This is a genomic window from Streptomyces ossamyceticus (assembly GCF_001418475.1).
GTDB classification, from domain to species: domain Bacteria; phylum Actinomycetota; class Actinomycetes; order Streptomycetales; family Streptomycetaceae; genus Streptomyces; species Streptomyces ossamyceticus.
Genome location: NZ_LIQX01000055.1, coordinates 1 through 23,533 on the forward strand (window position 1 = coordinate 1; position 23,533 = coordinate 23,533).

22 protein-coding genes and 1 pseudogene are annotated in these 23,533 nt (G+C 71.1%); 13 read left to right on the plus strand and 10 right to left on the minus strand.

The annotated features are described in order from the left end of the window. Positions 1-6: 6 nt before the first annotated feature. Both AOK15_RS05155 and AOK15_RS05160 read right to left on the minus strand, forming a co-directional pair. A partial coding sequence (locus AOK15_RS05155; RefSeq protein WP_240508310.1) for a thiamine-binding protein occupies positions 7-237 on the minus strand: 231 nt, incomplete at its 5' end. Positions 238-285: 48 nt separating this feature from the next. Further along, positions 286-630, minus strand: a complete 345-nt coding sequence (locus tag AOK15_RS05160; RefSeq protein ID WP_055513228.1) for a DUF3817 domain-containing protein — start codon at positions 628-630, stop codon at positions 286-288. A 179-nt stretch (positions 631-809) separates the two neighbouring features. Between AOK15_RS05160 and AOK15_RS05165 the strand changes: the two genes are divergently transcribed. The 4 genes from AOK15_RS05165 to AOK15_RS05180 all read left to right on the plus strand — a co-directional run bounded on the left by AOK15_RS05165 (position 810) and on the right by AOK15_RS05180 (position 3,481). Beyond that, on the plus strand, positions 810-1,442 hold the full coding sequence (locus AOK15_RS05165) for an AIM24 family protein (RefSeq protein WP_055513230.1): 633 nt from the start codon (positions 810-812) through the stop codon (positions 1,440-1,442). A gap of 1 nt (position 1,443) precedes the next feature. Continuing rightward, complete coding sequence (locus AOK15_RS05170) at positions 1,444-2,094, plus strand: AIM24 family protein (RefSeq protein ID WP_055513232.1); 651 nt, start codon at positions 1,444-1,446, stop codon at positions 2,092-2,094. Positions 2,095-2,096: 2 nt separating this feature from the next. Further along, positions 2,097-2,894 carry an AIM24 family protein gene (locus tag AOK15_RS05175; protein ID WP_055513234.1) on the plus strand — a complete coding sequence of 266 codons (798 nt, stop codon included), beginning with the start codon at positions 2,097-2,099 and terminating at the stop codon, positions 2,892-2,894. A 110-nt stretch (positions 2,895-3,004) separates the two neighbouring features. Then, positions 3,005-3,481, plus strand: a complete 477-nt coding sequence (locus AOK15_RS05180; protein WP_055513236.1) for a MarR family winged helix-turn-helix transcriptional regulator — start codon at positions 3,005-3,007, stop codon at positions 3,479-3,481. A gap of 128 nt (positions 3,482-3,609) precedes the next feature. Here AOK15_RS05180 and AOK15_RS05185 read toward each other — a convergent pair whose 3' ends face one another. Continuing rightward, on the minus strand, positions 3,610-5,037 hold the full coding sequence (locus tag AOK15_RS05185; RefSeq protein ID WP_055513238.1) for a sensor histidine kinase: 1,428 nt from the start codon (positions 5,035-5,037) through the stop codon (positions 3,610-3,612). Beyond that, the gene (locus tag AOK15_RS05190; RefSeq protein ID WP_055513240.1) at positions 5,034-5,702 is read right to left on the minus strand and encodes a response regulator transcription factor; all 669 of its coding nucleotides are present in this window, start codon (positions 5,700-5,702) and stop codon (positions 5,034-5,036) included. Before AOK15_RS05190 ends, AOK15_RS05185 begins: the two co-directional genes overlap by 4 nt. A 172-nt stretch (positions 5,703-5,874) precedes the next feature. On the opposite strand from AOK15_RS05190, the gene AOK15_RS05195 reads away from it, so the two are divergent. After that, the gene (locus AOK15_RS05195) at positions 5,875-6,591 is read left to right on the plus strand and encodes a PepSY domain-containing protein (protein ID WP_055513242.1); all 717 of its coding nucleotides are present in this window, start codon (positions 5,875-5,877) and stop codon (positions 6,589-6,591) included. A gap of 209 nt (positions 6,592-6,800) precedes the next feature. Here the strand turns inward: AOK15_RS05195 and meaB are convergent, their stop codons facing one another. Then, on the minus strand, positions 6,801-7,763 hold the full coding sequence (gene meaB / locus AOK15_RS05200; protein ID WP_055513245.1) for a methylmalonyl Co-A mutase-associated GTPase MeaB: 963 nt from the start codon (positions 7,761-7,763) through the stop codon (positions 6,801-6,803). Between the two features lie 46 nt (positions 7,764-7,809). Next, positions 7,810-9,012, minus strand: a complete 1,203-nt coding sequence (locus AOK15_RS05205) for an acetyl-CoA C-acetyltransferase (protein WP_079058316.1) — start codon at positions 9,010-9,012, stop codon at positions 7,810-7,812. Positions 9,013-9,161: 149 nt separating this feature from the next. On the opposite strand from AOK15_RS05205, the gene mce reads away from it, so the two are divergent. The 7 genes from mce to AOK15_RS05240 all read left to right on the plus strand — a co-directional run bounded on the left by mce (position 9,162) and on the right by AOK15_RS05240 (position 19,089). Further along, entirely contained in the window at positions 9,162-9,602 is a 441-nt protein-coding gene (gene mce / locus AOK15_RS05210; RefSeq protein WP_055513247.1) for a methylmalonyl-CoA epimerase, read from the plus strand. A 243-nt stretch (positions 9,603-9,845) separates the two neighbouring features. Then, positions 9,846-13,694: a polarized growth protein Scy gene (scy, locus tag AOK15_RS05215; RefSeq protein WP_055513250.1), complete on the plus strand. Its 3,849-nt coding sequence runs from the start codon at positions 9,846-9,848 to the stop codon at positions 13,692-13,694. A 235-nt stretch (positions 13,695-13,929) separates the two neighbouring features. Beyond that, the gene (locus AOK15_RS05220; protein ID WP_055513252.1) at positions 13,930-14,868 is read left to right on the plus strand and encodes a coiled-coil domain-containing protein; all 939 of its coding nucleotides are present in this window, start codon (positions 13,930-13,932) and stop codon (positions 14,866-14,868) included. 161 nt (positions 14,869-15,029) lie between these two features. Continuing rightward, positions 15,030-16,004: an ABC transporter ATP-binding protein gene (locus AOK15_RS05225; RefSeq protein WP_055513254.1), complete on the plus strand. Its 975-nt coding sequence runs from the start codon at positions 15,030-15,032 to the stop codon at positions 16,002-16,004. Between the two features lie 2 nt (positions 16,005-16,006). Beyond that, positions 16,007-16,777 (plus strand): ABC transporter permease, encoded by a 771-nt coding sequence (locus AOK15_RS05230; protein ID WP_055513256.1) that lies wholly within the window; start codon positions 16,007-16,009, stop codon positions 16,775-16,777. Positions 16,778-16,951: 174 nt separating this feature from the next. Then, positions 16,952-18,226 (plus strand): ABC transporter ATP-binding protein, encoded by a 1,275-nt coding sequence (locus AOK15_RS05235; RefSeq protein ID WP_055513258.1) that lies wholly within the window; start codon positions 16,952-16,954, stop codon positions 18,224-18,226. Beyond that, complete coding sequence (locus tag AOK15_RS05240) at positions 18,223-19,089, plus strand: ABC transporter permease subunit (protein ID WP_055513260.1); 867 nt, start codon at positions 18,223-18,225, stop codon at positions 19,087-19,089. The genes AOK15_RS05235 and AOK15_RS05240 overlap by 4 nt, the downstream gene beginning before the upstream one ends. A gap of 28 nt (positions 19,090-19,117) precedes the next feature. On the opposite strand, the gene AOK15_RS05245 is transcribed toward AOK15_RS05240, so the two are convergent. Then, positions 19,118-19,459: a hypothetical protein gene (locus AOK15_RS05245; protein ID WP_055513262.1), complete on the minus strand. Its 342-nt coding sequence runs from the start codon at positions 19,457-19,459 to the stop codon at positions 19,118-19,120. 222 nt (positions 19,460-19,681) lie between these two features. Here AOK15_RS05245 and AOK15_RS05250 point away from each other — a divergent pair, with 222 nt between their 5' ends. After that, complete coding sequence (locus AOK15_RS05250; RefSeq protein ID WP_055513263.1) at positions 19,682-20,710, plus strand: LLM class flavin-dependent oxidoreductase; 1,029 nt, start codon at positions 19,682-19,684, stop codon at positions 20,708-20,710. 176 nt (positions 20,711-20,886) lie between these two features. Here the strand turns inward: AOK15_RS05250 and AOK15_RS05255 are convergent, their stop codons facing one another. From AOK15_RS05255 to AOK15_RS05265, 3 genes and pseudogenes are all read right to left on the minus strand, one after another. Then, positions 20,887-21,279 (minus strand): SCO5389 family protein, encoded by a 393-nt coding sequence (locus AOK15_RS05255; RefSeq protein WP_055513265.1) that lies wholly within the window; start codon positions 21,277-21,279, stop codon positions 20,887-20,889. A gap of 116 nt (positions 21,280-21,395) precedes the next feature. Further along, positions 21,396-22,091: pseudogene (locus AOK15_RS05260) on the minus strand (ATP-binding protein); the annotation flags it as partial. Between the two features lie 4 nt (positions 22,092-22,095). Further along, positions 22,096-23,533 (minus strand): hypothetical protein (locus AOK15_RS05265; RefSeq protein WP_055513269.1); only part of this gene is annotated, 1,438 nt, incomplete at its 5' end.

The following is a 23,533-nucleotide window of genomic DNA, read 5'->3' on the forward strand; positions in this document are numbered from 1 at the left end:
GGCGCGTCACTGTGCGAGGTGCCGCTCGATCGTCTCCACCTTGGAGGTGAGGCCGTCGGTCACGCCGGGGCGGATGTCCGCCTTCAGGACCAGGGAGACCCGAGGGGCGCGTTCCTCGACCGCGGCGACGGCACGGCGGACGACGTCCATGACCTCGTCCCAGTCGCCCTCGACGGAGGTGAACATCGCGTCGGTACGGTGCGGCAGACCTGATTCCCGGACGACCCGGACGGCGTCNNCCCACGTCCTCGCCGACGCCGAGCGGCGTCACGGAGAAGGCGACGATCACGCGTTCACGATCCCTTCCTTGCGGGCGCGGGTGGCGATCACCGCGTCCTCGGCCTCACGGCGCAGCCTGCGCTCCGCGAAGAAGCCGCCGGCGGGCAGCACGGAGAGGGCGAAGTAGAGCGCGGCGGTCTTCAGCGACCACTTCGTGCGGTTCCAGGCGTCGGCCCAGAAGACCAGGTACAGCAGGAAAAGGATGGCGTGGACCCAGCCCATGACGGGCACCGCGTTGAACTCCGTGGTCCGCTTCAGCACCGAGCAGACGAGCAGCAGCAGGAAGGAGACGGCCTCGGGGGCGGAGACGAGGCGCAGGCGGCGGAGGGCGGAGGCGGTCTTTATGTCCACGGGTCACCTTCGGGTGGGGTCGGCGGGCGAGTCGTCGAGCTTTGTGAACGCATGCACAAGCGCGGTCCATTCTGGCATCCGTCAACCTCCCGAATGCCCCAGGGGTCCCCTCAGGGTCGAGATCACCCTCTGGACCCTGTCCTGTCCGGCCATCGGCCGGTTACCGTCACCCCGTGGCAATGTTCCGACTTCAAGGCAGCAAGGTGCTCGCCGTCGACATGACCGGGGACGCCGTGAAGGCGAAGAACGGCTCGATGGTCGCGTACGACGGTCAGATGTCGTTCAAGAAGCTGAGCGGCGGTGGTGAGGGCCTGCGCGGGATGGTGACGCGGCGCCTCACGGGTGAACAGATGACGTTGATGGAGGTCACCGGACAGGGAACCTGCTGGTTCGCGGACCGGGCCTCCGAGATCAACCTCGTGAATCTTCAGGGGGACAAGCTGTATGTGGAGTCGAGCAATCTGCTCGCGACGGATTCCGGACTGCGGACGGGCACGAGCTTCACGGGGCTGCGCGGCGCCTCGCAGGGCAACGGCCTGTTCACCACGACGATAGAGGGCCACGGCCAGGCGGCGATCATGTCCGACGGCCCGGCGGTGGTGCTGCGCGTGAGCCGTCAGTACCCGCTGACGGTGGACCCGGGGGCGTACATCGCCCACCAGGGCAACCTCCAGCAGTCGTTCCAGTCCGGTGTGACGTTCCGCACGCTCCTCGGGGAGGGCGGCGGCGAGGCCTTCCAGATGCGCTTCGAGGGCGACGGTCTCGTCTATGTCCAGCCGAGCGAGCGCAACACGATCGCGGGAGACGTGTGAGATGCCCTTCCGTGAGATCAACTCGAAGATGATCGAGGCGACCGTGATGCCCGGCCAGCGGCTGTTCAGCCAGCGCGGGGCGATGCTCGCCTACAAGGGCGAGGTGTCCTTCACGCCCAACATCCAGGGCGGCCAGGGCGGTATCGCGTCGATGATCGGCCGCCGCGTCGCGGGCGAGGCGACCCCGCTGATGACCGTCGAGGGCAGCGGCACGGTCCTGTTCGGGCACGGCGGCCACCACATCCAGGTGATCGGCCTGACCGGTGACACGCTCTACGTCGAGGCCGACCGTCTGCTGGCCTTCGACGGCACCCTCCAGCAGGGGACCATGTTCATGGGCTCGCAGGGCGGCGTCATGGGCATGGTGCGCGGCCAGGTGACCGGGCAGGGCCTGTTCACCACCACCCTCCAGGGCCACGGCGCGGTCGCCGTGATGGCGCACGGCGGAGTCATCGAGGTCCCGATCACCCCCCACCGCCCGGTCCATGTGGACCCCCAGGCGTACGTCGCCCACCACGGCGACGTACGCAACAAGCTGTCCACCGCGCTCGGCTGGCGCGACATGGTGGGCCGCGGCTCCGGCGAGGCGTTCCAGCTGGAGCTGAGCGGCAACGGCGTGGTGTACGTCCAGGCCTCGGAGGAGAAGCTGTGAGCATGTACGGGGGCCCTGTCGCCGGCCCGACGGTCTTCGACCCGATGACGCTGCCGAGCGACGACAACGTCACCAACTACACCTTCTGCGTGGAGCTCAAGGGGAGCCAGTGGTTCCTGCAGAAGGGCAAGATGATCGCCTACTACGGGCAGATGGAGTTCAACGGCGTCGGGCACGGCCGGCTGGACCGCCTTGTCCGTACGTCCTTTCATTCGCCTCTGCACGCGAGCGACTGGGTCGTCGCCGAGGGCTCCGGGAAGATGCTCCTGGCCGACCGGGCCTTCGACGTCAATTCATACGACTTGGACGAGGGCAACCTGACCATTCGCTCCGGCAACCTCCTCGCTTTTCAGCCAAGTCTCGCGCTGAAGCAGTCCATCGTTCCGGGGTTCCTGACGCTGATCGGGACCGGCAAGTTCGTGGCCGCCTCCAACGGCCCCGTGGTGTTCATGGAACCCCCCATTCGGGTCGACCCGCAGGCGCTGGTCGGGTGGGCCGACTGCCCCTCCCCCTGCCACCACTACGACCACGGGTACATGACAGGTGTGATGGGCGGTCTACGTGCACTGACGGGCATCGGCGGCGCCTCCGGCGAGGAGCACCAGTTCGAGTTCGTCGGGGCGGGCACGGTGCTGCTCCAGTCGTCCGAAACGCTGATGGCCGAGCAGGCCATGGGCGCGGTGCCGCACGAGCCGGGCGTACCCGGTGGCGGAGGGGTACCCGGCCACCACGGACAGCAAGTCGGCGCACCGCGCCTTCCCGGACAGCTGGGTGACCTCCAGCGTCGCTTCGGGCTGTGAGCGGTAGTCTGCGGAGTGTGACATCGAACGTGTGCGCGCTGTCATGTTCCGACCCGTACCACCACAACCCTCACTAGTTCACCTTTCAACCTTTTAGGTAGACTTCATTCATGGAGACCGAGACGGCCACGCGCTGGCTGACCGATGCGGAGCAGTGCGCCTGGCGCACCCATCTGGACGTCAATCGACTGTTGACGCACCAGCTCGAAAGGGATCTGCAGCCGTTCGGCCTGACAATGAACGACTACGAGATCCTGGTGAACCTTTCCGAGTCGGAGGGCCTGCGGATGCGGATGAGCGACCTCGCCTCCGCGACCCTCCAGTCAAAGAGCCGCCTCTCGCACCAGATCACCCGCATGGAGAACGGGAACCTGGTGCGCCGGGAGAACTGCGAGTCCGACCGGCGCGGGCTGTTCGCCGTGCTCACCGAGCACGGGCTGGAGACCATGCAGCGGGTCGCACCGCACCATGTGGCGTCCGTGCGGCGGCACTTCATCGATCTGCTGCCGGAGGAGGCGCTGGAGGAGCTGCACAAGTCGCTGACGCCGGTCGCGGAGCACTTGCGCAACCATCGAGGCAAGCCGTAGCGCTCCGCTGGGGGGCCCGGACCACGGGGGTCGGGCTGTGGGTCGGGTGCCGGCTGCGGGTTCGTCGTGGCTGGTCGCGCAGTTCCCCGCGCCCCTTGTCCGGCACCCGGCAGTTCCACGGCCACCCGCTAGGTCTCCCTCGGGAGGCGTAGTTCGAAGAGGGCGCCGCCTTCGGGGGCGTCCCGGACGGTCAGGGTGCCTGCGTGGCGTCGGGCGATGTCCCTGGCGATGGCCAGGCCGAGGCCGGCGCCGCCGTCGTCGCGGGCCCGGGACTCGTCCAGACGGACGAAGCGTTCGAAGATCCGCTCACGGTCGGCCGAGGCGACCCCCGAGCCGTCGTCGGCGACCTGGAGGACGGCCTCGCCGGCCTCCACCCGCAGGGTGACGGCGACCCGGTCGCGGGCATGCCGGGCGGCGTTGTCCAGCAGGTTGCCGAGGACCCGGCAGATCTGGCTGCGGGAACCGCCGACCTCCAGCGACGCCACACTGTCGAGGGCCACACCCGGCCGGGAGTCCACCTCTTCGCGGACGACGGCCGCGAGATCGAACCGCGCGTCCGGCGGCGGCCGCTCCCCCGCGTCGAGTCGGGCGAGGAGCAGCAGGTCGGCGGCGAGAGTCTGCAGCCGTACGGTGTCCTCCAGGGCCCCGTCCAGGTCCAGCAGCTCCGGGTGCGCGGCGCCCACTTCCAGTTGGGTGCGCAGCGAGGCGATGGGGCTGCGCAGTTCATGGGAGGCGTCGGCGACGAAGGCGCGCTGGCGTTCGACGGAACTCTCCAGCGCCGCGAGGGTCTCGTTCGTCGTACGGGCCAGACGGGCGACCTCGTCGTGGGTGTCCGGCTCGGGGACGCGCCGCGAGAGGTCCTCGGACGCCGTGATCGCGGCCATCTCGACGCGGATGCCCTCGACAGGTCGCAGCGCCCGCCGGGTGACCAGGTACGTCACCCCGCTGACCGTCAGCAGGAGCAGCGGCAGCCCGATCAGCATCGTCGTCAACGCGGTGTCCACCGCGTCCTGTTCGACGGCGAGCGGCGCGCCCGCGTAGACGGTGAGCGGCACCCCTCCCTTCGTGATCACGTCGACGGCGGCGAAGCGGTACTCGGCCGTCTCGCCCTCGACGGTCGCGGTGCCCTCGCCGTACCAGGTCTCGTCGGCGACCTCACCGGGCTTCAGGCGGTCCCCGTCCTCCGCCTCCCGGTCGCCCTCCGCCCGGTCGTCGGCGTCGTCGTTGGTCTCGGAGTTCAGCCGCTCCGAGGCGACGGCGCTCACGCTGATGCCCTCGACGTCCTCGCCGACCACGACCGGCTTCTGCTCGCGGTCGAGGATCTCCACGGGGTTCTCGTCGCCGTCCGGCAGGTTCAGCTTGTCGTACGCGAAGCCGTGGGCGAGCGCCGAGGCGGCGCTGCGGGCCACGGAGTCGGCCTCGGTGTCCGCCTTGTCGACGAGGGTGAACCGCAGCGAGAGCAGCACCGCGGCGCCCGCGGCGACCAGGGCGACGGCGACGACCACGGTCGCAGCGAGCGTGGCACGGGCCCGTACGGAGCCCAGACGGCGCCTCACGGGCGGGCCTCCAGCCGGTATCCCGCGCCGCGGACGGTCTTGATGAGCGTCGGGCCCAGTTTGCGGCGCAGGGTGCTGATGTAGACCTCGACGATGTTCGGGTCACCGTCGTAGGCGAAGTCCCAGACGTGCTCCAGGATGTCGGCCTTCGACACGACCTCACCGGCTCTGAGCACGAGCTGTTCGAGGACGGAGAACTCCTTGGCGGTCAGAGTGACCTCGTCGTCGGCGAGGAACACGCGCCGGGCCGCGGTGTCGACCCTCAGATCGCCGATCGTGTGCACGGGCGAGGCCCCGCCGGCCGGGCCGCGCCGCCTGAGCAGCGCCTTCACCCGGGCGACGAGGACCACGTAGGAGAACGGCTTGGTGAGGTAGTCGTCGGCGCCCGTGTCGAGTCCCTCGGCCTCGTCGTACTCGCCGTCCTTGGCGGTGAGCATCAGGATCGGCACGTCGTGGCCGGCGGCGCGCAGGGCGGCGCACACGCGGTAGCCGTTCATGCCGGGCAGCATGATGTCGAGGATGACGAGGTCGTAGACACCTTCGCCGGCCCGGTGCAGGCCCTCCGCGCCGTCGTGGACGACGTCCACCGCGTAGCCCTCGGCCGTCAGCCCCTTGGCAAGGGACACCGCGAGCCGCTTCTCATCTTCCACGATCAACAGGCGCATGCGTTCAGCTTGGCAAAGCGAACCTGAAGCGGTCTTCAGGGGGTTTCAGGTCCGCTTCAGCGTCACTCGGCCAGATTGGTGGACGTCGAAAGCAGACGAGGCACACCAGCCAGCCACAACCGGTGACATCCCGTGCCACTGGTTGCAATCTGTCGCATTCCGGAGGAATCCCATGAAGCGCAACATCGTCATCGCCACCGTCGCGGCCGCCGCCCTGATCGGCGGAGGCACCGCGACCGCCATCGCGGTCGCGGGTGACGACGAGGCGCCGGCGAAGAAGACGGTCACGGTGTCGAACGACGACAACGACCGCGACGACGCCCAGGACACCGACGACACCGCGCAGGACCGGGCCGAGGACAAGGCGGAGGACAAGGCCGAGGACCAGGCCGCCCGCGACACGGACGAGGACGCCGAGGACAAGGCCGAGAACGCGGCCGACGCCAAGGCCGCGCAGATCACGGCCGCCGACGCGATCGAGGCGGCGCTGAAGCACACGTCCGGTACTGCGGTCTCGGCCGACCTGGACGACGAGGGCACGACCTACGTGTGGGACGTCGACGTGCTGACGGGCGGCGGCGCCTGGCACAGCGTCCAGATCGACCCGGCCACCGGGAAGGTCCTCGGCTCGCACACCGAGAAGGACGACGACGGTGACGACGCCGCCGAGACCGCGCAGATCCGGGACGCGCTCAAGGGCAGCTCGGTGACCGCCGCGGAGGCCGCGAAGGCCGCCGCCGCCAAGGGCACCGTCACCTCCGTCGACCTCGACGAGGAGAGCCGGGACAAGGCCTGGGAGGTCGACACCACCGCCGCGAACGGCACGGGCAGCGACTGGCGCGTGGCGCTGGACACGGGCAAGGTCACGGCCGACCGCACGAACGACTGACGGCGGAGCCGCCTTTCCGGGCCGTGGTTCACGTGCGGCCCGGTTGGGGCTTGTCGCGCAGTTCCCCGCGCCCCTGAAAAGCGGCCGGGGCTGCGCCCCGTGCTTTTCATGAAGGGGCGGGCCGCAGGCCCGTTCCCTTCAGGGGCGCGGGGAACTGCGCGAGAAACCACGACGAACCCGCAGCCGCCGACGAACCGCGCACCCCCGAGCTATGAGGCGCCCTCCGTCAGGCCGGCGACCAGTTCGTCGGCCGCCCGGTAGGGGTCCAGCTCCCCCTCCACGATCCGCTCCGCGAGAGCGGACAGGCGGCGGTCCCCGTGCAGGTCCCCGATCCGCTCCCGCAGCGCGGTCACCGCGATCGTCTCGACCTCGCGCGCGGCCCGGGCCCGCCGCCGCTCCGCGAGCACCCCGCGCTCCTCCATCCACGCCCGGTGCTTCTCCAGCGCCTCGACGACCTCGTCGACGCCCTCGCCGCGCGCCGCGACCGTCTTGACGATCGGCGGCCGCCAGTCCCCGGGGCCCCGCGTCTCGCCCAGCCCGAGCATGTGGTTCAGCTCGCGCGCGGTCGCGTCGGCGCCGTCCCGGTCGGCCTTGTTGACGACGTAGACGTCACCGATCTCCAGGATCCCGGCCTTGGCCGCCTGGATGCCGTCGCCCATGCCGGGCGCCAGCAGCACCACGGACGTGTCGGCCTGGGAGGCGATCTCCACCTCCGACTGGCCGACACCGACCGTCTCGACCAGCACCACGTCGCAGCCCGCCGCGTCGAGGACACGGATCGCCTGCGGCGCCGCCCAGGCGAGGCCGCCGAGGTGGCCGCGGGTCGCCATGGAGCGGATGTAGACGCCGGGGTCGGAGGCGTGCTCCGACATCCGGACGCGGTCGCCGAGCAGCGCGCCCCCGGAGAACGGCGAGGACGGGTCCACCGCCAGGACGCCGACCCTCTTGCCGGCCTTCCGGTACGCGGTGACCAGCGCCGACGTGGACGTGGACTTGCCCACGCCGGGCGATCCGGTCAGACCGACGACGTACGCCCCGCCGGTCAGCGGGGCCAGCGCCGCCATCACCTCGCGCAGTTGCGGGGACGCCCCCTCCACCAGGGAGATCAGCCGGGCGACGGCACGCGGCCGCCCTTCCCTGGCCTGGGCCACCAGCGTGGGGACGTCCTGCATCACAGCTCCGTTCCGAACAGCCACGTACACCTGGGAGGGGAAGGCCTCAGGCCTTGGGTACCCGCACGATCAGCGCGTCACCCTGACCGCCGCCGCCGCACAGGGCGGCCGCGCCGACACCGCCGCCGCGCCGCCTCAGCTCCAGCGCGAGGTGGAGGACGAGACGGGCGCCGGACATGCCGATCGGGTGGCCGAGGGCGATGGCACCGCCGTTGACATTCACCTTTTCCGGGGACACCCCGAGGTCCTTCATTGACTGTACGGCGACCGCCGCGAAGGCCTCATTGATCTCGATGAGGTCGAGGTCCGCCACGTCCAGGCCGTCCTTCTTCAGGGCGTGCTGGATCGCATTGGACGGCTGCGACTGCAGGGAGTTGTCCGGTCCCGCGACGTTCCCGTGGGCGCCGAGCTCGGCGAGCCACTGGAGGCCCAGCTCCTCGGCCTTCTCCTTGCTCATCACGACCACGGCCGCGGCACCGTCGGAGATCTGCGAGGCGGAGCCCGCGGTGATCGTGCCGTCCTTGGCGAAGGCCGGCCGCAGCTTGCCCAGCGACTCCGCGGTGGTCTCGCCCCGGATGCCCTCGTCCTGGCTGAAGACGACCGGCTCACCCTTGCGCTGCGGGATCTCCACGGGGGTGATCTCCGCGTCGAAGATCCCGTTCTTCTGCGCGGCGGCCGCCCGCTGGTGGGACAGGGCGGAGAACTCGTCCTGCTCCGGGCGGAGGATGCCGAGGCGGGTGTTGTGCTTCTCGGTGGACTCGCCCATGGCGATGCCCTCGAAGGAGTCGGTCAGCCCGTCGTACGCCATCGCGTCGAGCATCTGGATCCCCCCGTACTTGAAGCCCTCACGGGACTTCGGCAGCAGGTGCGGGGCGTTGGTCATGGACTCCTGGCCACCGGCGACGACCACGTCGAACTCACCGGCGCGGATCAGCTGGTCGGCGAGGGCGATGGCGTCCAGACCCGACAGACAGACCTTGTTGATGGTGAGGGCGGGCACGTTCATCGGGATGCCCGCCTTGACGGCGGCCTGGCGTGCCGGGATCTGCCCTGCCCCGGCCTGGAGCACCTGGCCCATGATCACGTACTGCACCTGGTCGCCACCGATCCCCGCACGGTCGAGGGCGGCCTTGATCGCGAAGCCGCCGAGGTCGGCTCCGGAGAAGGACTTCAGCGACCCGAGCAACCGCCCCATGGGCGTACGCGCGCCCGCGACGATCACCGAGGTCCTGCCGTTCGTTCCAGTCATGAGGTGCGATCCCCTATCCGGCCTGCACGGCCGAGGAGTGAACGAGGGTTTACTTCGAATGTACTGAGTGGCACTCCGTGCCGTCACCCGGCGGTGAGTGTGATCGCTGGCACGTTGCGTAACGGCGCGAGGAGCGCTGCACTGACACCATGCTGACGCGAATCGACCACATCGGGATCGCCTGTTTCGACCTCGACAGGACCGTCGAGTTCTACCGTGCCACCTACGGCTTCGAGGTGTTCCACTCCGAGGTCAACGAGGAGCAGGGCGTGCGCGAGGCCATGCTCAAGATCAACAGCACGGACGACGGCGGCGCCTCCTACCTGCAGCTCCTGGAGCCGACCCGCGAGGACTCCACCGTCGCCAAGTGGCTGGCGAAGAACGGCGAGGGGGTGCACCACATCGCCTTCGGTACGGCGGATGTGGACGCCGACGCCGCCTCGATCAAGGACAAGGGCGTACGCGTCCTGTACGAGGAGCCGCGACGCGGTTCCATGGGGTCACGGATCACGTTCCTGCACCCGAAGGATTGTCATGGAGTACTGACAGAACTGGTCACTTCGGCGCCAGTTGAGTCACCTGAGCACTGACCCCCGTACATATGGGCCGGTAGGGTTGGGGGCGGCCGTCCCCTTCACCGGGCGACGGCCCGGGTCCTGCCGCCTTCCGACGACGGGACTCATGGGCCGGGGTCCAGGTTTCGGGGGACGAGGGTGAGGGCGGCAGCCCGTGCTCCGCCGTTGATCTGACACCATTCCCCGGGGGCCCCGTTCGGCGGTTGGACGGAGCTCGTTTGCCAGAGGTTGCGACCAGGGGACGGATGGGACCGCGCAGTGCGGGGCTACGAACGCCAGGAGCGAGAGCCGGCGGCTGACGTCGACCACCTCTCTCGGTTCGAGGCCGAGATGGAGCGGCTGAAGACCGAGCGGGAAAAGGCGATCCAGCACGCCGAGGACCTCGGCTACCAGGTCGAGGTGCTGCGCGCCAAGCTGCACGAGGCGCGCCGCACCCTCATGTCCCGACCCGCCTACGACGGCGGCGACCTCGGGTACCAGGCGGAGCAGATGCTGCGCCAGGCCCAGATGCAGGCCGACCAGCTGCGCGCCGACGCCGAGCGCGAGCTGAGCCAGGCCCGGGCGCAGACCCAGCGGATCCTCCAGGAGCACGCCGAGCAGGCCGCGCGCCTCCAGGCGGAGCTGCACCAGGAGGCGGTCACCCGCCGCCAGCAGCTCGACCAGGAGCTGTCCGAGCGCCGCCAGACCGTCGAGTCCCACGTCAACGAGAACGTGGCGTGGGCCGAGCAGCTGCGGGCCCGCTCCGAGCAGCAGGCCCGCCGGCTCGTCGACGAGTCCCGCGCCGAGGCCGAGCAGGCGCTGGCCGCCGCCCGCGCCGAGGCCGAGCGGCTCACCAACGAGGCCCGCCAGCGCCTCCAGAGCGACTCCGAGTCCGCCCGCGCGGAGGCCGACCAGATCCTGCGCCGCGCCCGCGCCGAGGCCGAGCGGCTGCTGAACGCGGCGTCCACGCAGGCCCAGGAGGCAACCGAGCACGCCGAGCAGCTGCGCTCCTCCTCCGCCACCGAGTCGGACAGCGCCCGCCGCCAGGCCACCGAGCTGAGCCGGGCCGCCGAGCAGCGGATGTCCGAGGCCGAGACGGCGCTGCGCGAGGCGCGGGCCGAGGCGGAGAAGCTGGTCACCGAGGCCAAGGAGAACGCGGCCAAGGCCCTCTCCACCGCCGAGTCGACCAACGAGCAGCGCACCCGTACGGCCAAGGAGCAGGTCGCCCGGCTGGTCGAGGAGGCCACGAAGGACGCCGAGGCCACCAAGGCGGCCGCCGAGGAAGTCGTCGCGGACGCCAAGGCCGAGGCGGAGAAGCTGCTCGCGGAGGCGGCCGAGAAGGCCCGCTCGCTCACCGCGGAGGAGTCCGCCTCCCAGCTCGCCAAGACGGCGAAGACCGCCGAGGACGTGCTGAACAAGGCGTCCGAGGACGCCCGCAGGACCACCAAGGCCGCCGCCGAGGAGGCCGACCGGATCCGCAAGGAGGCCGAGGCCGAGGCGGACCGGCTGCGGGCCGAGGCACACGACCTCGCCGAGGAGCTCAAGGGCGCGGCGAAGGACGACACCAAGGAGTACCGCGCCAAGACCGTCGAGCTGCAGGAGGAGGCGCGCAGGCTGCGCGGCGAGGCCGAGCAGCTGCGTGCCGACGCGGTCGCGGAGGGCGAGCGGATCCGGTCCGAGGCCCGCCGTGAGGCCGTCCAGCAGATCGAGGAGGCGGCGAAGACCGCCGAGGAGCTGCTCGCCAAGGCGAAGGCGGACGCGGACGAGCTGCGGCAGACGGCCACCGCGGACAGCGAGAAGGTCCGCACCGAGGCCATCGAGCGCGCGTCGGCGCTGCGCCGCCAGGCCGAGGAGACGCTGGAGCGCACCCGCAAGGAGGCCGAGCGGCACCGCGCCGAGGCCGAGGAGCAGTCCGAGGAGCTGAAGGCCGACGCCGAGCGCGCCGTCCGTGAGCTGCGCGAGGAGGCCGAGCGGGGCATCGCGACCCGTGAGGCGGAGGCCGCCGAGGGGCTGGCCCGGCTGCACACGGACGCCGAGCAGCGGCTCACCTCCGCCGAGGAGGCGCTCACCGACGCCCGTGCGGAGGCCGAGCGGATCCGCCGCGAGGCCGCCGAGGAGGCCGACCGGCTGCGCACCGAGGCCGCCGAGCGCATCCGTACGCTCCAGGCGCAGGCCGAGGCCGAGGCCGAGCGGCTGCGGGACGAGGCAGCGGCGGACGCGTCCGCGTCGCGGGCCGAGGGCGAGGCCGTCGCCGTGCGTCTGCGGTCGGAGGCCGCGGCCGAGGCGGAGCGGCTGAAGTCGGAGGCGCAGGACACCGCGGACCGGGTGCGGGCGGAGGCGCAGGCCGCCGCGGAGCGGCTCGCCGCGGAGGCGTCGGAGACGCTGGCCGCCGCGCAGGAGGAGGCCGCCCGGCGTCGCCGCGAGGCCGAGGAACTGCTCGGCGCGGCCCGCCAGGAGGCGGACCAGGAGCGCCGGCGAGCCCGCGAGCAGAGCGAGGAGCTGCTGGCCTCGGCGCGCAAGCGCGTGGAGGAGGCCGAGACCGAGGCCGTACGACTGGTCGAGGAGGCCGAGCGGCGGGCCACGGAAATGGTGTCGGCCGCCGAGCAGCACGCCCAGCAGGTGCGGGACTCCGTCGCCGGGCTGCACGAGCAGGCCCAGGAGGAGATCGCCGGGCTGCGCAACGCGGCGGAGCACGCGGCGGACCGTACGCGCCGGGAGGCCGAGGAGGAGGCGGACCGGGTCCGCGCCGACGCCTACGCGGAGCGGGAGCGGGCCACCGACGACGCCAACCGCGTGCGCCGTGAGGCCCGTGAGGAGACGGACGCGGCGAAGTCGCTCGCGGAGCGCACGGTCGCGGAGGCGATCGCCGAGGCGGAGCGGGTGCGTTCGGAGGCGTCCGAGCACGCCCAGCGGGTCCGTACGGAGGCCTCGGACACCATCGCGCGGGCCGACCAGGACGCCACGCGCACCCGTGCCGAGGCCCGTGAGGACGCCAACCGCATCCGGTCGGACGCGGCGACGCAGGCCGACACCCTCATCACCGAGGTGACCGCCGAGGCGGAGCGGCTGACGCGGGAGACCAACGAGGAGGCCGAGCGGGTCCGGGCGGAGTCCGTCGCCCAGGCCGAGCAGCTGATCTCCGAGGCGACCGACGACGCGGAGCGGATGCGCGCCGAGGCCGCGGAGACGGTCGGTTCCGCGCGGCAGCACGCGGAGCGTGTCCGGCACGAGGCCGAGCGGGTCAGGTCCGAGGCGGAGGCCGAGGCCGAACGGCTCACGTCGGCCGCCCGCGACGAGGCCGACCGCACGCTCGACGAGGCCCGCAAGGACGCCAACAAGCGGCGCTCGGAGGCCGCCGAGCAGGTCGACACGCTCATCACGGAGACCGCGGCGGAGGCCGACAAGCTGCTCGCGGAGGCGCAGAAGCAGGCGCTGAAGACCACCGCGGACGCCGAGGCGCAGGCCGACTCCATGGTGGGCGCGGCCCGCACGGAGGCCGACCGGCTGCTCTCCACCGCGACCGTGGAGGGCAACACCACGGTGGAGAAGGCCCGTCAGGACGCCGACGAGCTGCTCGTCGGCGCGCGCCGCGACGCGACCGCCATAAGGGAGCGGGCGGAGGAACTGCGCGAGCGGATCACGTCGGAGATCGAGGCGCTGCACGAGCGGGCCCGCCGTGAGTCGGCCGAGACGATGAAATCCGCCGGCGATCGTTGCGACGCACTGATCAAGGCCGCCGAGGAGCAGTTGGAGAAGGCGCAGACGAAGGCCAAGGAGATCGTTTCCGAGGCGAACTCCGAGGCGGGCAAGGTGCGTATCGCCGCCGTGAAGAAGGCCGAGGGTCTTCTGAAGGAGGCGGAGCAGAAGAAGTCCACGCTCATCCGTGAGGCCGAGGAACTGAAGGCCGAGGCGATCCGCGAGGCCCGCCGTACGGTCGAGGAGGGCAAGCGGGAGCTCGAGGTGCTGGTCCGGCGCCGCGAGGACATCAATGCGGAGATCTCCCGTGTCCAGGACGTCCTGGAGGCGTTGGAGTCTTTTGAGGCCCCGTCGGGCGGCAAGGACGGTGGAGTCAAGGCGGGTGCCGCGGCGGGTGCTAACCGATCGGGTGGCAAGTCGTCAGACGGCTAGCGGAGTCGGGCTGTTGCGGGTATGGTCCCGCGCCGTTCGGCCCACCAGACACCCATTTGTGTTCTTCCTGTGGTGGTCAGGGCCTTGACGCAAAGTTTCTGGCAAGTATTCCGATGGTCGGCCACTCAAAAGGGGTGTCATTCTCCAGATCAAACGTGCATCCGCTCGATGACACGCCGCTTCGCCCCCTAGGATTCCACCTATCACCTCACCGGTCTCATTCGACAGGAACCCCATGAGCGACACTTCCCCCTACGGCTTCGAGCTTGTGCGGCGTGGATACGACCGCGCTCAGGTGGACGAACGTATCTCCAAGCTCGTCTCCGACCGTGACTCCGCTCTCGCCCGCATCACCGCCCTCGAGAAGCGCATCGAGGAGCTCCACCTCGAGACGCAGAACGCCCAGGCCGCGGTCACCGACGCGGAGCCGTCCTACGCCGGTCTCGGCGCCCGCGTCGAGAAGATCCTCCGCCTCGCCGAGGAGGAGGCGAAGGACCTGCGCGAAGAGGCCCGCCGCGCCGCCGAGCAGCACCGCGATCTCGCCGAGTCGGCGGCCCAGCAGGTGCGCAACGACGCCGAGTCGTTCGCCTCGGAGCGCAAGGCCAAGGCCGAGGACGAGGGCGTCCGGATCGTCGAGAAGGCCAAGAGCGACGCTTCGCAGCTGCGTGCCGAGGCGCAGAAGGACGCGCAGTCCAAGCGCGAGGAGGCGGACGCCCTCTTCGAGGAGACCCGCGCCAAGGCCGCACAGGCCGCCGCCGACTTCGAGACGAACCTCGCCAAGCGGCGTGAGCAGTCCGAGCGTGACCTGGCCTCGCGCCAGCAGAAGGCCGAGAAGCGCCTCGCGGAGATCGAGCACCGCGCGGAGCAGCTCCGTCTGGAGGCGGAGAAGCTGCGCACCGACGCCGAGCGCCGCGCCCGCCAGACGGTGGAGACCGCGCAGCGTCAGGCCGAGGACATCGTCGCGGACGCGAACGCCAAGGCCGACCGGATCCGTTCGGAATCCGAGCGCGAGCTGGCGGCGCTCACCAACCGTCGCGACTCCATCAACGCCCAGCTGACGAACGTGCGCGAGATGCTGGCGACGCTCACGGGTGCGGCCGTCGCCGCGGCGGGCACGCCGGCGACCGACGACGAGCCGATCTCCCGGGGTGTTCCGGCGCAGCAGACCCGGTAACACCGCTGTGTGACGGCGTCGGCCGTGGGTTCTTGAGGGCTCGCATCCCCTTCGGGGGGTGCGGGCCCTTCGGTGTCGAAGGGGGCGGGTGCGCCGGGTGCCCCGGTGGCAGGTGCAGGCGTCCGGTGGCAGGTGTCCCGGGCCCGTTCTAGCGTGGCCGCATGATCGAGCTCGAGGGGCTGACCAAGCGGTACGGGGAGAAGGTGGCCGTCAACAACCTCTCCTTCGCGGTCGGGCCCGGCATGGTGACGGGCTTTCTCGGGCCGAACGGCGCGGGGAAGTCGACCACGATGCGGATGATCCTCGGACTCGACCGGCCGACCGCGGGGGACGTACGGATCGACGGCACCCACTACGACCGGCTCAAGGACCCGCTGACGTACATCGGCGCGTTGCTCGACGCCAAGGCCGTGCACGGCGGGCGGAGCGCGTTCAACCATCTGCTGTGCCTCGCACAGAGCAACGGGATCCCCCGGGCGCGGGTGCACGAGGTGCTGGACACGGTGGGGCTCGCCCCGGTCGCCCGGAAGAAGGCGAAGGGCTTCTCCCTCGGCATGGGGCAGCGGCTCGGCATCGCGGGCGCCCTCCTCGGCGACCCGCGGATCCTGATGTTCGACGAGCCGGTCAACGGACTCGACCCCGAGGGCATCCACTGGATCCGCACCCTGATGAAGTCGCTGGCCGCCCAGGGCCGGACGGTGTTCGTGTCGTCCCACCTGATGAGCGAGATGGCCCTGACCGCCGATCACCTGGTCGTGATCGGGCAGGGGCGGCTGCTCGCCGACACCTCCATGGCCGACTTCATCCAGCGGAACTCACGGGCGTACGTGCGCGTCCGGACCCCGCAGCCCGAGCAGTTGTCCGATGTGCTGGCGGCGGCCGGGATCACCGTCGTGCGGACGGGTGACGGCGCGTTCGAGGTGGACGGCGGCAAGGCCGAGCACATCGGGGAGCTGGCGGCCCGCCACCAGGTCGTCCTGCACGAGCTGAGCCCGCAGCAGGCGTCGCTGGAGGAGGCGTTCATGCGGCTGACGGCCGAGTCGGTGGAGTACCACGCCCACTCCGGGGGCGGGGCCCCGGACGGGGACGCTCCCGCGGCCCGGTCGTGGGGCGAGGGCTGGAAGGGAGAGGGCTGAGCATGGCCGCCGCACAGGTCGTACGGTCGGAGTGGACCAAGATCCGGTCGGTGGCGTCCACGGTGTGGACGCTGTCCCTCGCGGTGGTCGTCACCGTCGCGCTCGGCATCCTGATCTCTCTGCTGTCCCGGCACGAGTTCGACAATCTGAGCCGCGCGGAGCGACTCTCCTTCGATCCGACATTCGTGAGCTTCGCGGGGATGAGCCTCGGCCAGCTGGCGATGATCGTGTTCGGGGTGCTGGTGGTGTCGAACGAGTACAGCACCGGGATGATCCGCACCTCGCTGGCGGCGGTGCCGCAGCGGGGCACGTTCCTCTTCAGCAAACTGGCGGTGGCGACCGCACTCGCGTTCGGAGTGGGACTCGCGACCAGCTTCGTGACGTTCTTCCTCGGACAGGCGATGCTCGGGGAGCACCGGGCCGCCATCGGTGATCCGGGCGTACTGCGCGCGGTCATCGGCGGCGGGCTCTACATGACGCTCATCGCGGTGTTCTCCATGGGGGTCGCGGCGATGCTCCGTGGTCCGATGCTGTCGCTCGGCATCCTGATGCCGTTCTTCTTCCTGATCTCCAACATCCTGGGCAACGTCGGCGCCACCAAGAAGGTCGGCCGCTATCTGCCCGACCAGGCCGGCAGCAGCATCATGCGCGTGGTCACCCCGGTGGACGACGACACCCCGTACGGGCCCTGGGGCGGCCTCGGGATCATGGCGCTGTGGGTGCTGGCGGCCGTGCTCGGCGGGTACCTGTCGCTGAAGAAGCGCGACGCGTGACCGATCCCTGACCAGGCGAAACGTACATGCCAAGTCGGCGACCGCGTGACCTGCACGGTTTTACTTACTCTTGAGCGGAACCGTCAAGGCCCGGATAAGCTCCTAACCCTTACGGGGGCGTGCGCCCCGACGTCCTGAGACGAGACGTCCTGAACCGTTCGATGGGTGCGGAGCATGATCGAGGCAGTCGGCCTGACTAAGCGCTATGGCGCGAAGACAGCCGTGTACAACCTTTCCTTCCAGGTGCGGCCGGGGGCCGTCACCGGCTTCCTGGGGCCCAACGGCTCCGGCAAGTCGACGACGATGCGCATGATCCTCGGCCTGGACAACCCCACCTCCGGGCAGGTGACGATCGGCGGCTACCCGTACCGCAAGCTGCCGAACGCCGCCCGCCAGGTCGGCGCTCTGCTCGACGCCAAGGCGGTGCACGGCGGCCGGTCCGCCCGCAGCCACCTGCTGTCCCTGGCCCAGCTGTCGGGCATCCCGGCCCGCCGGGTGGACGAGGTGCTGGGCGTGGTCGGCCTCCAGGACGTGGCCAAGAAGCGCTCCAAGGGCTTCTCCCTCGGCATGGGCCAGCGGCTCGGCATCGCCGCCGCCCTGCTCGGCGACCCCCAGGTGCTGCTGTTCGACGAGCCGGTCAACGGCCTCGACCCCGAGGGCATCCTCTGGGTGCGCAACCTGATGAAGGCGCTCGCCGCCGAGGGCCGTACGGTCTTCGTTTCCTCGCACCTGATGAGCGAGATGGCGCTGACCGCCGACCACCTGATCGTGATCGGGCGCGGCCAGCTGCTCTCCGACATGAGCGTCAAGGACTTCATCTCGGCGAACTCCGCCGACTTCGCGCGGGTCCGGACCCCGGACACCGAGCCGCAGCTGCGCGAGAAGCTGACGTCCGCGCTGACCGAGGCGGGCGGCCAGGTGCTGCCCGAGCAGGACGGCGCGCTGCGGGTCATGGGGCTGCCGCTGCCCCGCATCAGCGACCTCGCGCACGACGTCGACGTACGCCTGTGGGAGCTGTCCCCGCACCAGGCGTCGCTGGAGGAGGCGTACATGCGGATGACGCAGGGCGCCGTCGACTACCGCTCGACGATCGACCAGAAGGCCGGGCTCCAGCAGCCGCTGCCGCCCGGCGCGCAGCCGCCGATGCCGGTTCCGGGCCAGGGCCAGCCCGGCTGGTACGCGCCCCCGGCGCCGCAGCAGGGCGGCCAGTTCGCGCCGCCGCAGGGCCAGCCGCCGGCCGGCCCGTACGGGGCTCCGGCGCCCGGCGCCGCGCCCGCCCCGGCCCCGGGAGCGCCGCAGCCGAACCCGTACGCCCAGGCCGCGCCCCAGGCCCCGGCCCAGCCGGTCGCCACGCCCGCCGCGCCGGCTCCCGCGCAGCCGGCCGCCGCCCCTGCCGCGCCCGCCGCCGCGCCCGCCGCCGATCTGACCAAGTCCGAGGACGCCCGATGAGCACGCCCCACCCGCAACTCGCCCCGCAGCAGCCGGCCGCCCCCTGGCAGGGCGCGCCGGGCACGTCGTACACCTCGCCGATCCCGGTGGTGCGCACGCATCTCGGGCACGCGATCGTCTCCGAGTGGACGAAGATCAAGTCCGTGCGCTCGACGATGTGGACCCTGGGTGTCTTCGTCTTCCTCCTGCTCGGCCTCGGTCTGTTGTTCGCCGTCATCGCCGCGTCCGCGGACATGAACCTGGAGGGCGAGTCCCCTCTGGGGCTCGGCCTGTTCGGTGTGATGCTCGGCAGCGTCTGCCTCATCACGCTCGGCGTGCTGACCACCGCCTCCGAGTACGGCACCGGCATGATCCGGACCACGCTGACCGCGTGCCCGAGCCGCAGCCGGGTGCTGGTCGCCAAGGCGATCGTGTTCTTCGCGCTCGCCTTCACGATCACCCTGGTGACCACCTCGCTCGTCGCCTTCCTCCAGGTGGCGATCCTGGAGGGCAGCAACGCGGCGGACCCGAGCGGCGAGGAGTGGCTCAAGGCGACCGTCGGCGTGAGTCTGTTCCTCGCGCTGTTCGGTCTGCTGTCGCTGCTCATCGGCTCGCTGATCCGTCACTCGGCGGGCGCGATCACCATCATGCTGGGTGTGTTCCTCGCGCCGCTGGTCATCGCGATCTTCATGTTCGCGGAGTCGCTGCGGGACGTGCAGGAGTTCCTGCTCAACTACTCGATCCCGAGCCAGCTCGGCGTCTTCTACGGTGCCGAACTCGGCGCCTCCGCCCCGTCCGGCTGGGACCCGCTGTGGATCATGCTGGGCCTGGTGGCCGCCGCGTTCGCCGGCGCGTTCGCCGTGTTGGAGAAGCGGGACGTGTAACCGCCGGGCGGGCGCCCGGAGTCGGGCTTCAGAACCTCGGTGCGTTACGGGGCCGCTGCACCCGCGTGGTGCGGCGGTCCTTCGCGTTCCAGCAGGCCTTGTGCCAGTGGCGCCGTTCGTCGACGCCCGAGTGCTCGGGCCAGGCGACGACGTGCGGGACCCCGGAGGGGATCATCTGGTCGCAGCCGGGGCACCGGTAGGTCTTGCCCGCCGCGCTCGCGCCCGCCACATGGCGCACGCTCCACTCCTCGCCCCGCCAGGGCTCACTGGACTGCCAGCCGCCGTACCGGTCCGAACGGCCCTCGTCGGCGCTCCGAGCCGACGGACCCGACCGGCCATCGTCCTTGGGACGGTTGCGACGCGGGGACACGGGACACCTCACGGGGCTATACAGGGAGCAGGGTTGGTGTCCAGCCTACGCGGGCCCGATGGGGGTACGCGTACGGCACCAATCGCCTCAGAACGCCCTCCGCTCGCAGCATTCTGCAGACAATCGGCAAATCTCGCCGCCAGGCCGTGTCTTCGTCACGTGTCAGAGGGTTATGCCGGGTGGGGGAGCTCCCGAGTCGGAGCCGAGGAAGCAGGAAGTGCGATGCGTGTAGGAACATTTGTACTGGGAGCCCAGTTCCCCGGCCAGGGGCAGGGAGAGGCTCTCCACCGGGCGGTACGGACCGCGGACGTGGCCGAGGAGGCGGGGCTGGACTCGGTCTGGCTGGCCGAGCACCACTTCGTACCGTACGGGACGTGCCCGTCGGCGATCACCCTCGCCGCGCTCCTGCTGGGGCGCACCCGGCGGATCCGCGTCGGCACGGCGGTCAGCGTGCTGCCCACCGTCCATCCCGTCGCCCTGGGCGAGCAGGCCGCCCTGCTGCACGTGACGTCCGGGGGGCGCTTCTCGCTGGGCGTCGGGCGGGGCGGGCCCTGGGTGGACCTGGAGGTCTTCGGCGCCGGACTCCAGGCGTACGAGAAAGGGTTCCCGGAATCTCTCGATCTGCTGCTGCGCTGGCTGCGGGAACCCTCGGTCTCCGCCGCGGGGGAACGATTCAGCTTCCGTGAGGTCCCCGTCGTACCGAGGCCCTCGGAGGACCTGGACGAGATGCCCGGCCCCGAGGTCGTGGTCGCCTGCACCTCACCGGCGAGCGTACGGCTGGCGGCCGAGCAGGGGCTCTCCATGCTCCTCGGGATGCACGTCGGGGACGAGGAGAAGGCGGAGATGGTGGCGATGTGGCGCAGCTGTGCCCGGGCCGCGGGCCGGTCACCGGAGGAGATCGCCGGCGCGGCCCATGTGTCGGCCGGCGTCTGTCAGATCGCGGACCGGCGCACCGATGCCGTGGAGGCGCTCACCAAGGCGATGCCGGGCTGGCTGAAGCAGGGCCTGGAGGCCCATGTGACCGTCGACGGCCGCGTCCGTGCCATGCGGGACCCGGTGGCGTACACCGAACTGCTCTGCGGGCTCCACCCGGTGGGGACGCCGCGGCTGTGCGTGGACCGGCTCTCGGCGACGAGCGAGCGCACGGGCGTCTCCCGCTTCGCCCTGCTCGTCGAGGGATCCGGCGACCTGGCGGCGACGGAGGAGAACGTACGGCGACTCGGTGCCGAGGTGCTGCCTCACCTCGGCTGAGCCGTTCCGTGCCGTGCCGTGCCATGTCGTGTCGTGCCGTGCGGTGCCGTTTTCGTGAAGTGCCATGCCGTGCGGTGCCATGTCGTGCGGTGCCATGTCGTACCGGGTAGCTTGCCGCCCCGCTCTACTGACGCACCTCCCCCGGTTGGAGCGGCAAGCCGTGCTGCCTCATCGCCTCAGCAGTCCCGGAGTTCCGGGGACTGGTTGAGGAGTTGGCCCCGGATCGAGGTGAAGCGGGCGAGCCTGTCGTCCACGGACGGGTCCTGCGGGAACACCGCCACCCGGTGGCAGTTCTGGAAGGCCAGCCGTACACCGAAGTGCCGCTGCAGGGCGCCGCGAATCGCGTCGCTGGCGAGCGCGCGCAGCAGCTGCCCGCGCGCCTGCTCGTCCGGCGGGGGCGTCTGGTTGTCGGCGATCTCCGCGCTGCCCGCGTGCAGTTCACCGACGAGGGAGGCGATCAGGTCGTACGCGTACGGCAGCGACGTATGCACCGTCTCCACGAACTCCGCCTCCCGCACCTCGCCCTTCTCTGCGTCGGCGAGCAACTGCGGGGAGACGTCGAGCGACATGGGTGTTCCTGTTCTGTGGTTGTGCCAGGGGTGGCTGGAGAGGGAGGGAGGGGCAGAGGAAGAGACAGAGGAAGAGACAGAGGGAGAGGGTGGTGGGCGGTCGGCGGCTGGGGCGGTCAGGTGAGCGCCGTGGTCGTCGTCAGGGCCTCCGGGCCGTGGCGGAACTCCGGGTCCACGTGGGCGGAGAGGTGGTGGCCGGTCGCCGCGTTCGCCCAGGCCGCCGCGTTGCGGAGGTGGAACTCGACGGCGTGCCGCTGGAAGGCGGTCCAGTCCTTCGTGCGGGCGTCGACGGCGGCCTTGAGCGCGTCGAGGGTCCGCCGGTTGTGGGCCTCCAACTCGCCGTGCTCACGGCCCTGTTCCTGCGCGCGGACGTAGGAGGACTGCACGCAGTGCGCGAGCAGGTCGTCGCCGACGTGCTCCTTGAGGAAGAGGAGGTCGTCCTCGCCGGTGACCTTGTTGCCGACGACGGCGACCGGGACGCCGAACTCGGCGGCGTGCTCCTGGTACTGGCGGTACACCGACACGCTCTTCCGGGTCGGCTGTACGACCAGGAACGTCATGTCGAACCGGGTGAACAGCCCGGAGGCGAAGGCGTCGGCGCCGGCGGTCATGTCGACGACGACGTACTCGCCGGGGCCGTCGACGAGGTGGTTGAGGTACAGCTCCACCGCGCCGAGCTTGGAGTGGTAGCAGGCGACACCGAGGTCGCTCTCGTCGAAGGCGCCGGTGACCATCAGCGGGACACCGCCGACCTCGCGGACGTGCGTGCCGTGCACCTCGTCGTCGCCGAGCAGCCGCAACAGACGCGAACCGTTCCTAAAGACTGAGCGGGAGTGAGTCCTGTTGCCAGGACTCGTGCTCAGCCGGACGCCCCGAACGGTGTTGGGTGTCCTGGTCGCCCGCTTTCGCTCCGTGTCCGGCGCGCAGGGATCGTGTCCGTGGTCCGGGGATGCGGGGGCGGGGTCCCTCACGCCCCAGGATGCCCGGTGGGGCCTGGACGGTCCGATGCCCCGCACGATCACTCCGGTCGTGTGGGGGCGGTGCCGTCCGTCGCCGGACCGGGTGTCCCAGGGCGCGTCTTCCGATCGCCACGGCTGCCGCGTCGTGACGGGTGGTCTTCCTTGTCTTGCTGGTCAGGGTTTTCTGCCAGTGCTGCGCACCCCACTTGCTGGTGTAGGCGGGGTCGACGGGGATGCCGAGTTGGGCGGCCATCGACACCAGCCGGGCCCGCAGCCTGGCCACGGGCATGCCGGAGATGAGCTTGCGGAACCGTTTGCGGCGGCCGTGTTTCTCGCGGGTCGCCTCTGCGGTGAAGTCGAGGTCCTCGACGGCGAGGGCGAGGTGATGGCGGCGGGCCCAGTGCAGCAGGCGGATCAGGGCGTGCCTGACTTGGGCGTCGCGGTGGCTGGCGCTGCCCGAGAGGTCGTAGCCGAAGCGTTGGGGTGCGCCGAGGGGGTTGCCGTGGGTGTCCAGGCGCCAGGCGGCCAGGTGGTCGGCGTTGGTGTCGACCCCCACCAGGCCGCCCGCGCGGACCGTGGCCAGTGGCACGGTCTGCACCGGGGGGTTGGTCCAGGAGGCGGTGAGGTACCAGCGGCCGCGTGCGGGGTCCTCGTGGATGCGGTGGGCCACAGCCTGGTTCGCGCTGATGCGGTCGGCCCACTGCTCGCCCCGGTGCGCGAACCTCACGCGGGTGGCGAGGACGTGGCGGCCGTGCGGGGCGTTCGCCAGATACACCAGCGGGGCGGGGAGTCTGAGGGAGACCTCGCCGTCGGGGGTGACGCGGATGGTCTCGTTCCCGAACCGTTTGCCGGACTCACCGTCCGCCTGGAGGAAGCGGCGCTCGGCCTGCCAGCGGGTGCGCCACTGCTCCTCGGTGAGCCGGGCGGCATCGAGGTGGTGGCGGGTGTTCAGCAGCCGCTTCCCGCCCCGCACCACGTGCACCCGTCCGGCCTCCCAGTCCGCCCGGAGGGCTTGGAGCCGGTCGGTGAGCACGTGCAGGCGGCGCGCCTTCGCATGCCACTCCCGCCTGCTCGCATACCCGCCCGGAGCACGCTTACTGCCCTTCTCGCGCACCGGCAGCGACAACCGGTGCGCGATCATCCGCACACCCGCTTCCAGGCTCTGGATGTGTGCGAGCTGGCCGCGCCGGGCCAGCGCCCACTGATCATGCGTGGCCTTCGTGATCGAACCGGCCCAACGGGAGGACGACACCCCCGTCACAGCCCGCTTACGCGCCGCCCACCCCCCGGCGTCA